Below are 10,931 nucleotides of genomic sequence, written 5' to 3'. Positions count from 1 at the left end.
GATCAACACCGTGCTCGGCAAGAACCCGCTGCGGTTCGACCGCTATCTGTCCGATGCGACCGCAGTCGACGTCGACTGCCTCTGCGACGGCAAGGACACCTTCATCGTCGGCATCATGGAGCACATCGAGGAGGCCGGCATCCACTCCGGCGACTCCGCCTGCTCGCTGCCGCCGCATTCGCTCGACGCGCCGACCATCGAGGAACTGGAGCGGCAGACCCGCGAGCTTGCCCTCGGCCTCGACGTGGTCGGCCTGATGAATGTGCAATACGCCATCAAGGACGGCGAGATCTACGTGCTCGAGGTCAACCCGCGCGCGTCCCGCACCGTGCCGTTCGTCGCCAAGGTGATCGGCACCCCGGTCGCCAAGATCGCGGCGCGGATCATGGCCGGCGAGAAGCTCGCCGACTTCAAGCTGAAGAAGAAGAAGCTCGACCATGTCGGCGTGAAGGAATCGGTATTCCCGTTCGCGCGCTTCCCCGGCGTCGACACCGTGCTCGGACCGGAGATGCGTTCGACCGGAGAAGTGATGGGCCTCGACCGCTCCTTCGAGGTGGCGTTCGCCAAGAGCCAGCTCGGCGGCGGCACGCGCGTGCCGCGGCAGGGCACGGTGTTCGTCTCGGTGCGCGGCGACGACAAGATGCGCATCGCGGATGCGGTGCGGCTGTTGCACTCGCTCGGCTTCAAGGTGATGGCAACCTCGGGGACGCAGCGCTATCTCAGCGACAACGGCGTGCCGACGGAAAAGGTCAACAAGGTGCTCGAAGGCCGTCCGCACATCGTCGACGCCATCACCAATGGCGACGTCCAGCTGGTCTTCAATACCACCGAAGGTCCGCAGGCACTGGCCGACAGCCGTTCGCTGCGGCGGGCTGCCCTCTTGCATAAAGTGCCATATTACACCACTCTTTCAGGCGCGGTGGCGGCCGCACGGGGGATCCGGGCCTATCGGGACGGGGACCTTGAGGTCCGCACGCTTCAGAGTTACTTTTCCGAAAACTGACCGCTGCCTGGGCTAAAGGCCCGGCGCGGTCAATTAGCCGAATGGCTGGAACTCACCGCGCGCTTGGATGTTGTCACGGCCCTTAGCGGGGCCGAAAATCACTGGGCTTCCGGACGCGCTTGCGTCCTGATTCCTGCGTTAGCTGAACTGGATATTCGTGCACGGCCGCCGGGCGCGCACGATGAAGGACGAAGATGATGGATAAGGTTCCGATGACCGCGGGCGGATACGCCGCGCTGACGGACGAGTTGAAGCGACGCCAGTCGGAGGATCGTCCGCGCATCATCGAACACATTGCGGAAGCGCGCTCGCATGGCGATCTCTCGGAGAACGCCGAGTATCACGCCGCCAAGGAAGAGCAGTCGCACAACGAAGGCCGCATCGCCGAGCTCGAGGACAAGCTCGCGCGCGCCGACATCATCGACATTTCGAAACTGTCCGGCGACACCATCAAGTTCGGCGCGACCGTGACGCTGATCGACGAGGACACCGAGAAGAAGGCGGTGTGGCAGATCGTCGGCGAGGTCGAGGCCGACGCCAAGAAGGGCCGCATCTCCATCACCTCGCCGCTGGCGCGCGCGCTGATCGGCAAGAAGAAGGGCACCACCGTCGAAGTGATGGCGCCGGGCGGCGCCAAGGCCTACGAGATCACCAAGGTCGAGTGGCGGTAGTTACTTCTATGTGACTGGTGCAAAAAGGCCGCGTCCTGCACGCGGCTTTTTTTGTACCCGCGTTTTCCCCGCGTCTGACAGCAATGTGAGTGGAGAGCGGGTACGCGGCATACTAGTGAGGCCGTGACATGTTTATGCAGTATAATCATGTCGGGAGACGGCACTCAGGTCGATGATTGCGTCGCAACATGCATCGCTGCGCGTCACCGTCGCATTCCTTCGCGACGGCCATCGCGCGAGGAATGATTCCAGACACAAGGTGTTGACATCACACTCGGGTGGCGGACACCGTGTGCTTCTGCATCGTGCAACGTTCCAGCATGTCAAACAGGGGGTAAATGACAATGGACCAGACACTATCCAAGCTTCAGCCGCTGGCGCTCAGCCTGTTTCGATTCATCACAGGGCTGCTGCTGTTTCAGTTTGGCGTCGCCAAGCTTTTCAAATTCCCGCCCGGAACGATGTTCGAGAAAGTCGAACTGTTCTCATTGATCGGAGCAGCCGGCACGCTCGAACTGATCCTGGGCGGGCTGCTGATGATCGGCCTCTTCTCGCGGATCGTGGCCTTCATCCTGGCAGGCGAAATGGCCTTCGCCTACTTCATGGGCCATTTCCCCAAAGGCTTCTATCCGCTGCTCAACAACGGCAGTCTTGCAATCGCATTCTGCTTTGCTTGCCTTTATCTCGCGACCTCGGGCCCGGGCCCGATCAGCGTCGATGCTGCAATGGGCAAGAGGTAACGAGCAACATCGTCATTGCGAGCCAACGGGTCGCGAATGCGCCCCCGATGACGGGCTCCGCGAAGCAATCCACTTCACCGCGAGCGGGAGCATGGATTGCTTCGTCGCTTCAGCGCAAAATAGCCCTGCAATTTTGTCGCGAGCTCCTCGCAATGACGATTGAATGCGGACTCAGCCCGCAGCCTTCAGTCCGAGCGGCACCGCGGCTTCGTATTTCGAATTGTGCAGCACCAGCGACGTCCTGACATTGCGCACATGCGGCGCGGCCGTCAGATGGGTGACGAAGTCCTGGAACGTCGCCATGTCGGGGGCGACGCATTTGAGGATGAAATCGACCTCGCCCGACAGCATCCAGCATTCCCGCACCAGCGGCTCAGCGCGCACGAAATTCTCGAAGGCACGCAGGTCGGCGTCGGCCTGGCTCGACAGGTGCACCGAGGCGAACACCGTGACGTCGTAGCCGAGGCGGCGCGGATCGAGCAGGCCGCGGTATCCCTGGATGTAGCCTTCCTCTTCCAGCGCCCGGACCCTGCGCAGGCAGGGCGGCGGCGAGATCCCGACGCGTTTGGCGAGTTCCACATTGGTGATTCGGCCATTGGCCTGGATCTCGGCGAGGATTTTGAGGTCGATCTCGTCAAGGTTCTTCGACACGCGACTACAGTTCCCTGGGGTTTGGAAGGTTCGGCAAGTCTGCCGGCAACTCTCATAGCCCAGCCAGCCGGCATTGCGCAATTTTATTGCGCGTGCAGCGCACGATTTCGCGAATGTGACTTCAGTTCCGGGGAAAAATCGCTGCCATGGATTGCAATTCTTGCATAGCTATCCAGATATCCTAGACTTGGATTTGACACTTTTGGCGCCGCCGTGACCTGCTTCCGGGGCGCTTCCCGCACAAGTCCTCGATCAAAATCCCCAAAAGAGAGGGATCTCAAAATGCCCGCGCCTACCCATGCCAAGGTCGTCATCATCGGGTCCGGCCCCGCCGGTTACACCGCAGCGATCTACGCGGCGCGCGCGATGCTCGAACCGATCCTGATCCAGGGCATTCAGCCGGGCGGGCAGCTCACCATCACCACCGACGTGGAGAACTATCCCGGCTTCGCCGACGTGATCCAGGGCCCCTGGCTGATGGAGCAGATGGAGAAGCAGGCGGCCCATGTCGGCACCAAGATCGTCACCGATCTCGTCACCAAGCTGGAACTCGGTCAGCGGCCGTTCCGCCTGACCTGCGATTCCGGCGACGTCTATCTCGCCGAGTCGGTCATCCTCGCCACCGGCGCCCAGGCGCGCTGGCTCGGGCTTCCGTCGGAAGAGAAGTTCCAGGGCGGCGGCGTCTCGGCCTGCGCGACCTGCGACGGCTTCTTCTACCGCGGCAAGGAAGTCGTGGTGGTCGGCGGCGGCAACACCGCGGTCGAGGAAGCGCTGTACCTCACCAACCACGCCTCCCAGGTCACCATCGTGCATCGCCGCGATCATTTCCGCGCCGAGCGCATCCTGCAGGAGCGGCTGTTCAAGCATCCCAAGATCAAGGTGGTGTGGGATTCCGCCATCGACGAGATCTGCGGATCGGAAAACCCGAACAAGGTCACCCATGTGCGGCTGAAGAACGTCAAGACAGGTGCACTGACGGATATCAAGACCGACGGCGTCTTCATCGCGATCGGCCATGCGCCGGCGACGGAGCTCGTCAAAGGCCAGATCAAGCTGAAATCGTCGGGCTATGTCGAGGTGGCGCCGAACTCCACGGCGACCTCGGTGCCCGGCCTGTTCGCCGCGGGCGACGTTGCGGATGAAACCTTTCGGCAGGCGGTCACCGCCGCCGGCCTCGGCTGCATGGCGGCGCTCGAGGCCGAACGCTTCCTGGCTCTACGCGCGAGCGATCGCGCAGCGGCGGAATAATCATGGCACGATCTCGCGACGGATTTACGGACATGGATTGGGACAAGCTGAAGGTCTTTCACGCAGCGGCGGAGGCTGGCAGCTTCACGCATGCCGGCGAGCAGCTTGGCCTGTCGCAATCGGCGGTCTCCCGCCAGGTCAGCGCGCTGGAGCAGGAGCTCTCGGTCTCGCTGTTTCACCGCCACGCCCGCGGCCTGATCCTCACCGAACAAGGCGACCTGCTGTTCCGCACCGCGCATGACGTGTTCATGCAGTTGCAGGCGGCGCGCGCCAAGCTCACCGACAGCCGCGAGCGGCCGAGCGGCGACCTCAAGATCACGACGCCGCCGGCGCTCGGCATCAACTGGCTGATCCCGCGGCTCGACGAATTCACCGCGCTCTATCCCGACATCCGGATCTCGCTGATCGTCACCGACGAGGATCTCGATTTGTCGATGCGCGAGGCCGACGTCGCGATCCGCACGCGCAAGCCGACCCAGCCGGACCTGATCCAGCGCAAGCTGTTCTCGATCGGCTTCCACGCCTATTGCTCGCCGGAATACATCAAGCGCTTCGGCACGCCGCGGACACTCGACGATCTCGACTCGCACCGCATCATCATGCTCGGCGACTCGCAGGTGCCGCCGCATCTGCAGAACCGCAGCTGGTTGATCGATGCCGGCCGCAACGGCTCCGGTCCGCGCGAGCCCTACTTCAAGGTCAACAACATCCTCGGCCTCGTGCGCGCCTGCCAGCAGGGCCTCGGCATCGCCGCGCTGCCGGACTATCTGGTCGAACAGAACAACCTCGTGCAGCTGTTCGGCGAGTCCGACTCGATCGCGCTCGACACTTACTTCGTCTATCCGGAAGAGCTGAAGACAGTGGCCCGGGTGCAGGTGTTCCGCGACTTCGTTGTCAGCAAGGCGCAGCGCTGGCCGTCCTGATTAAGCCGGCCTTATAGGGCGCGTTTATAGGGATATCGGTGCTGCCCCCGGTCACCGCATGACTGACATGCGACCTGGATAGTTGCTGCATGCCATCGATGGGGATCATAGTGTTGACACGCTGAGCGGTCGCGTCGCGCATATGTCCCCCTCCTCCAGTGGCGCGGAAGTTCAGTAATCCCTCTTGGAAGGTGATTGTGTCGGCCTCACGTGGCCAATACCTTAAGCCGGGCTCACTCGAGCCCGGCTTTTTTTCATCCGCATGTCTTTTCATCCACGTGTCATGCAAAAACGTGCCGCACGCCCCAGTCAGCATGTGCATTGACAACAACCTCGCAGCGCAGCATCATTCGCCCATGTTCACGAGTTCGTGCGCCGTTCTGTCGTCGAAAAAAGCTCCCCTCCCGGGGACACGAGATCGCGCGCGATAAGATCACCTTCGCATTCAAACCGATCCCGAAACCCCGCCGCCTGGACGGGGTTTTTTGTTGGTCCCGTCTCCGGCTTTGCCTTCCCAGGAGATGGAACATGACTGACCTACACCAGCAATTGCAGGGCCTCTGGCTGCCCCTGATCACGCCGTTCCGCGGCGGCGAGCTAGATGCCACATCGCTGCGCCGCCTCGTGCGGCACTATTCCAGCGGCCCTGTCGACGGGTTCATCCTCGGTGCAACCTCCGGTGAAGGCATGGCGCTGAGCACCGATGAGCTGGAGGGGCTGGTCAGCGTCGTGCTCGACGAGCTCAGTGCCAACTCCCGCCATCTGCCGGTCTGTCTCGGGCTCTCCGGCGCGTCCACGGCCCGGATGAAGGAAGCGCTGGATGACACGGCCGACTGGCCGATCAACGGCTATCTGATCGCAAGCCCCTACTACATCAGGCCTTCGCAACGCGGCCTCGTGCAGCACTTCAACGCGCTGGCCGATCACGCGTCGTGGCCGATCGTGCTCTACAACATTCCCTATCGCACGGCGGTGAACCTGACCAACGAGACGCTGCTGGCGCTCGCGGAACATCCGAACATCGCGGGCATGAAGGATTGCTGTGCCGATCGCGCGCAGTCGATCGATTTCCTCAACCGTCGGCCGGACGGCTTCCGCGTGCTGACCGGCGAGGACGCGCAGACCTTCGATGCGCTCTCGGACGGCGCCGACGGCGCAATCCTGCTGTCCGCGCATCTGGAGACCAACACCTTCGCTTCGATCCGCACGCTGCTGCGGCAAGGCAACCGCGACGCGGCGCTGGCCGCCTGGCAGAGCGTCGTCGGCCTGACCCGGCTGCTGTTCGCCGAACCGAGCCCGGCGCCTGCCAAGCACTGGCTGTGGCGACAGGGGCTGATCGACAGCCCCGAGGTGCGGCTGCCGATGGTCGAGGTGAGCGAAGATCTCGCAACCTGGCTCGATGCCGAGATGGAGCGGCGCGCGCAGCTGTTGCTGCCGGCTTAGCGAGTCTTCCCCCTCTCCCCGTTCTTACGGGGAGAGGGTCGGGGTGAGGGGCTGCTTCCGCAATCATGGTGAGAGATAGACTCGTGGAGAGTCCCCTCACCCGGACCGCATTTCGCTTCGCTCCATGCGATCCGACCTCTCCCCGCACGCGGGGCGAGGTAAGAAGCTCAGTCGAGCTTCACCCTCGACAGCCGCAGCGCGTTGCCGATCACGCTGACCGAGGACAGCGCCATCGCAGCCGCGCCGACCATCGGCGACAGCAGGATGCCGAACAGCGGATACAGCACGCCGGCCGCGATCGGCACGCCGGCGGCATTGTAGACGAACGCGAACGCCAGGTTCTGGCGGATGTTGCGCATGGTCGCGACCGACAAGCGCCGCGCGCGGACGAGACCCATCAGATCGCCGGTGAGCAGCGTGATCCCGGCGCTCTCGATCGCGACGTCGGTGCCGCCGCCCATCGCGATGCCGACATCGGCAGCAGCGAGCGCCGGCGCATCGTTGACGCCGTCGCCGGCCATCGCGACGGTACGGCCCTCGCCGCGCAGCCGTTGCACGACCTCGCTCTTGCGCTCCGGCAGCACGCCGGCCTCGACCTCGTCGATGCCAAGCGTCTTCGCAACCGCGCGCGCGGTGGTCTCATTGTCGCCGGTCAGCATCACGACGCGCAGGCCCTCGGCACGCAGCGCCTGCAGCGCGCTGGCCGCCGACGGCTTGACCGGATCGGCGATCGCGATCACGCCGGCGGTGCGCCCATCGACCGCGACATAGATCGCGGTCGCTCCGTCCTGCCGCGCGGCTTCGGCGGCCTGATCCAGCGCCGACGTTGCAACCTTCAGTTCGCCCATCAGCATGGCGTTACCGAGCGCAACCTGCTTGCCTTCGACCGTGCCGGTCGCGCCCTTGCCCGAGGGCGAGGCAAAATTGCTGACGGCGGAAGATGCGAGCTTGCGCTCCTTCGCAGATGCGATGATCGCCTGCGCCAGCGGATGCTCGCTACCCTGCTCCACGCCGGCACCAAGGCGCAGCAGGTCGCTCTCGTCGACGCCTTCGGCAGCGATGATGCGCACGACCTTCGGCTTGCCCTCGGTGAGCGTACCGGTCTTGTCGACCACCAGCGTGTCGATCGCCTCCATGCGCTCCAGCGCCTGCGCGTCGCGGATCAGGATGCCGGAATGCGCGCCGCGGCCGACACCGACCATGATCGACATCGGCGTCGCCAGTCCCAGCGCGCAAGGACAGGCGATGATCAACACCGTGACCGCGGCGACCAGTGCAAAGGTCAGGCGCGGCTCGGGGCCGAACACCGACCAGGCGATGAAGGCGAGCGCGGCAGCGGCGATCACCGCCGGCACGAACCAGCCGGCGACGCGGTCGGCGAGCCGCTGGATCGGCGCGCGCGAGCGCTGCGCTTTCGCCACCATGTCGACGATGCGCGACAGCATGGTGTCGCGACCGACCTTCTCGGCGCGCATCACGAGACCGCCGCTCCGGTTGACGGTGCCGCCGATCACGCTCGCGCCTTCAGCCTTGGTGACCGGCATCGATTCTCCCGTCACCATGGATTCGTCGATCACGGCGCGCCCCTCGATCACGGCGCCGTCGACCGGCACCTTCTCACCGGGGCGCACGCGCAGGCGGTCACCGACCTTGATCGCGTCGATGTCGATATCCTCGTCACCGTGGTCGGTGATGCGCCGCGCGGTCTTGGGCGCGAGGCCGAGCAGCGCGCGGATCGCGCCCGAGGTCTGCGCGCGGGCGCGCAATTCCAGCACCTGGCCGAGCAGCACCAGCACCGTGATCACGGCCGCGGCCTCGAAATACACCGCAACCTCGCCATGCATGTCGCGGAATGCCGGCGGGAATAGTTGCGGCGCCAGGGTTGCAACCACGCTGTAAACATAGGCGACGCCGGTGCCCATCGCGATCAGCGTGAACATGTTGAGATTGCGGGTGACGAGCGACTGCCAGCCGCGCACGAAGAACGGCGCCCCGGCCCACAGCACGACCGGCGTCGCCAGCACGAACGAGATCCAGTTCGACCAGCCCATCGGCACCAGATGCATCAGCCCGAGATGACTGCCCATCTCGAGCACGAACACCGGCAAGGTGAGCGCCAGCCCGATCCAGAATCGCCGCGTCATGTCGATCAGCTCAGGATCGGGTCCATCGTCGAGCGAGACCTGCTCGGGCTCCAGCGCCATGCCGCAGATTGGGCAGCTGCCGGGACCGACCTGGCGCACCTCGGGGTGCATCGGGCAGGTGTAGATCGTGCCCGCAGGCGCCGGCGGCTCCGGTTCGCGCGGCTTGAGGTACTTGTCGGGTTCGGCCTCGAAGCGCTCGCGACAACGGCCGCTGCAGAACAGGTACTCCTCGCCCTTGTAGCTGAAGCGGTGCTTGGCGGTCGCCGGGTTGACCTTCATGCCGCAGACCGGATCGATGGCGAACGTCGCCTCGGCCGGCGTCGTGTCGTGATCATGCTTGCCGCCGCAGCAGGAATGCCCGGCCGCGCCATGATGGTGATGATCCGCGTGCGAATGGCCGTGCTTTGCCTGTGCCACGAAACTCTTCCCGGCCGGTATTCCGGCCTCTTGATTTACATACCCTATGGGGGTATATGAGACTTATGAGAGACGACGTCAAGACATCCTGTTTAAAACGCCTCAAACGGATCGAGGGTCAGATCCGCGGGTTGGGCGCCATGGTCGAGGAAGACCGCTATTGCATCGACGTGGTGACGCAGATCGCGGCCGCGCGCGCGGCGCTACGCCGCGTCGAGGAAGAGGTCCTGCGCGATCATGTGGCTCATTGCGTCGAGCATGCGATCTCGTCCGGCGACAAGGCCGACCAGCGGCGCAAGATCGCCGAGCTGATGGACGTGATCGGGCGGGCGGATCGCTAATTGCTTCCAACGGAAGCGAGCGCGGCGTCGCATACTCGTGTCGTCCCTGCGAAAGCAGGGACCCATAACCACAGAACGTTGGGATGGAATGAGCTGGGGCCACAGGGTCGCGCAGCAACTGCACCCTATGGTTATGGGTCCCGGGTCGCGCTTCGCTTGCCCGGGACGACGTGGAGAGAGCGGCGTCTAATTCGCGGCCGCGCTATGCGCGGCCGAACAGGGCACTCAATTATTGAACCTGAAATGCATCACGTCGCCGTCGGCGACGACGTAATCCTTGCCTTCAAGCCGCAGCTTGCCGGCATCGCGCGCGCCGGCTTCGCCGTTGCCGGTGACATAATCCTCATACGCGATGGTCTCGGCGCGGATGAAGCCCTTCTCGAAATCGGTATGGATCACACCGGCGGCCGCAGGCGCCTTGGTGCCGCGGTCGATGGTCCAGGCGCGGGCTTCCTTCGGGCCGACGGTGAAATAGGTGATGAGGTCGAGCAGCTGGTAGCCGGCGCGGATCAGCCGGTCGAGCCCGGCTTCTTCAAGGCCCAGCGTCTCCAGGAAGTCGACACGCTCCTCGCGCGACAGCGTTGCGATCTCGGATTCGATCTTGGCGGAGATCACGACCGCGACCGCGCCCTCTTCCTTGGCACGTTCGAACACCGCCTTGGAGAAATTGTTGCCGTCCTTGGCCGAGCCTTCCTCGACGTTGCAGACATAGAGCACGGGCTTCGAGGTCAGGAGCCCGAGCATGCGGAATGCGCGCTCCTCTTCCGGCTTGCGCTCCATCCCGCGGGCCGGCTTGCCGTCACGCAGCAACGCCAGCGCGCGGTTGACGAGCTCGAGCTGCTCCTTGGCTTCCTTGTCGTTGCCCTTGGCCTTCTTGGTGAGGTTGTCGACGCGTTTCTCGAGGCTGTCGAGATCGGACAGCATCAGCTCGGTCTCGATGGTCTCGATGTCGGCGAGCGGCGCGATCTTGCCTTCGACATGGGTGATGTCGGAATCCTCGAAGCAGCGCACCACATGGGCGATGGCGTCGACATCGCGGATGTTGGCAAGGAACTGGTTGCCGAGGCCTTCGCCCTGCGACGCGCCGCGCACGAGGCCCGCGATGTCGACGAAGGTCAGCCGGGTCGGAATGATCTGCGCCGATTTCGCGACCGCCGCGAGCTTCTCCAGCCTCGGATCGGGTACCGCCACCTCGCCGACATTCGGCTCGATGGTGCAGAACGGATAGTTCGCCGCCTGGGCGGCCGCCGTCTCGGTCAGCGCATTGAACAGCGTCGACTTGCCGACGTTAGGCAGCCCGACGATCCCGCATTTGAATCCCATGTCTTCCTCTGTCCAGTTTCGTCATGC

10 protein-coding genes are annotated in these 10,931 nt (G+C 64.3%); 7 read left to right on the top strand and 3 right to left on the bottom strand.

What is annotated here, in order from left to right; genetic code table 11:
- From FNJ47_RS17425 to FNJ47_RS17415, 3 genes are all read left to right on the top strand, one after another.
- The coding region (locus FNJ47_RS17425) for an ATP-binding protein (protein WP_488226093.1) at positions 1-1,003 on the top strand (1,003 nt) is incomplete at its 5' end.
- A gap of 197 nt (positions 1,004-1,200) precedes the next feature.
- Positions 1,201-1,674: a transcription elongation factor GreA gene (greA, locus tag FNJ47_RS17420; RefSeq protein WP_089025704.1), complete on the top strand. Its 474-nt coding sequence runs from the start codon at positions 1,201-1,203 to the stop codon at positions 1,672-1,674.
- Between the two features lie 344 nt (positions 1,675-2,018).
- The gene (locus tag FNJ47_RS17415; RefSeq protein ID WP_163155164.1) at positions 2,019-2,414 is read left to right on the top strand and encodes a DoxX family protein; all 396 of its coding nucleotides are present in this window, start codon (positions 2,019-2,021) and stop codon (positions 2,412-2,414) included.
- Positions 2,415-2,585: 171 nt separating this feature from the next.
- On the opposite strand, the gene FNJ47_RS17410 is transcribed toward FNJ47_RS17415, so the two are convergent.
- Positions 2,586-3,065, bottom strand: a complete 480-nt coding sequence (locus tag FNJ47_RS17410; protein ID WP_163155162.1) for a winged helix-turn-helix transcriptional regulator — start codon at positions 3,063-3,065, stop codon at positions 2,586-2,588.
- A 282-nt stretch (positions 3,066-3,347) separates the two neighbouring features.
- Between FNJ47_RS17410 and trxB the strand changes: the two genes are divergently transcribed.
- The 3 genes from trxB (at position 3,348) to FNJ47_RS17395 (ending at position 6,679) form a co-directional block, all read left to right on the top strand.
- Positions 3,348-4,313, top strand: a complete 966-nt coding sequence (trxB, locus tag FNJ47_RS17405; RefSeq protein WP_163155160.1) for a thioredoxin-disulfide reductase — start codon at positions 3,348-3,350, stop codon at positions 4,311-4,313.
- Positions 4,314-4,315: 2 nt separating this feature from the next.
- Positions 4,316-5,236: a LysR family transcriptional regulator gene (locus tag FNJ47_RS17400; RefSeq protein WP_028344089.1), complete on the top strand. Its 921-nt coding sequence runs from the start codon at positions 4,316-4,318 to the stop codon at positions 5,234-5,236.
- Positions 5,237-5,764: 528 nt separating this feature from the next.
- Positions 5,765-6,679: a 4-hydroxy-tetrahydrodipicolinate synthase family protein gene (locus FNJ47_RS17395; protein ID WP_163155158.1), complete on the top strand. Its 915-nt coding sequence runs from the start codon at positions 5,765-5,767 to the stop codon at positions 6,677-6,679.
- A gap of 167 nt (positions 6,680-6,846) precedes the next feature.
- On the opposite strand, the gene FNJ47_RS17390 is transcribed toward FNJ47_RS17395, so the two are convergent.
- On the bottom strand, positions 6,847-9,240 hold the full coding sequence (locus tag FNJ47_RS17390; protein ID WP_163155156.1) for a heavy metal translocating P-type ATPase: 2,394 nt from the start codon (positions 9,238-9,240) through the stop codon (positions 6,847-6,849).
- 65 nt (positions 9,241-9,305) lie between these two features.
- Between FNJ47_RS17390 and FNJ47_RS17385 the strand changes: the two genes are divergently transcribed.
- The gene (locus FNJ47_RS17385) at positions 9,306-9,581 is read left to right on the top strand and encodes a metal-sensitive transcriptional regulator (RefSeq protein WP_163155172.1); all 276 of its coding nucleotides are present in this window, start codon (positions 9,306-9,308) and stop codon (positions 9,579-9,581) included.
- 225 nt (positions 9,582-9,806) lie between these two features.
- On the opposite strand, the gene ychF is transcribed toward FNJ47_RS17385, so the two are convergent.
- The gene (gene ychF / locus FNJ47_RS17380; protein ID WP_163155155.1) at positions 9,807-10,904 is read right to left on the bottom strand and encodes a redox-regulated ATPase YchF; all 1,098 of its coding nucleotides are present in this window, start codon (positions 10,902-10,904) and stop codon (positions 9,807-9,809) included.
- Between the last annotated feature and the right edge of the window lie 27 nt (positions 10,905-10,931).

This window comes from Bradyrhizobium uaiense, from assembly GCF_010811875.1.
In the GTDB taxonomy this organism is placed as follows: domain Bacteria; phylum Pseudomonadota; class Alphaproteobacteria; order Rhizobiales; family Xanthobacteraceae; genus Bradyrhizobium; species Bradyrhizobium uaiense.
Note: the sequence above shows the minus strand (reverse complement) of the source record. Positions and strands in the feature narration are given on the sequence as shown.

Bases quoted from the DNA above. Each gene is read 5' to 3' on its own strand.
- ychF (WP_163155155.1), bottom strand. From the start codon at position 10,904: ATGGGATTCAAATGCGGGATCGTCGGGCTGCCTAACGTCGGCAAGTCG.
- FNJ47_RS17385 (WP_163155172.1), top strand. From the start codon at position 9,306: ATGAGAGACGACGTCAAGACATCCTGTTTAAAACGCCTCAAACGGATC.
- trxB (WP_163155160.1), top strand. From the start codon at position 3,348: ATGCCCGCGCCTACCCATGCCAAGGTCGTCATCATCGGGTCCGGCCCC.
- greA (WP_089025704.1), top strand. From the start codon at position 1,201: ATGGATAAGGTTCCGATGACCGCGGGCGGATACGCCGCGCTGACGGAC.
- FNJ47_RS17415 (WP_163155164.1), top strand. From the start codon at position 2,019: ATGGACCAGACACTATCCAAGCTTCAGCCGCTGGCGCTCAGCCTGTTT.
- FNJ47_RS17395 (WP_163155158.1), top strand. From the start codon at position 5,765: ATGACTGACCTACACCAGCAATTGCAGGGCCTCTGGCTGCCCCTGATC.
- FNJ47_RS17400 (WP_028344089.1), top strand. From the start codon at position 4,316: ATGGCACGATCTCGCGACGGATTTACGGACATGGATTGGGACAAGCTG.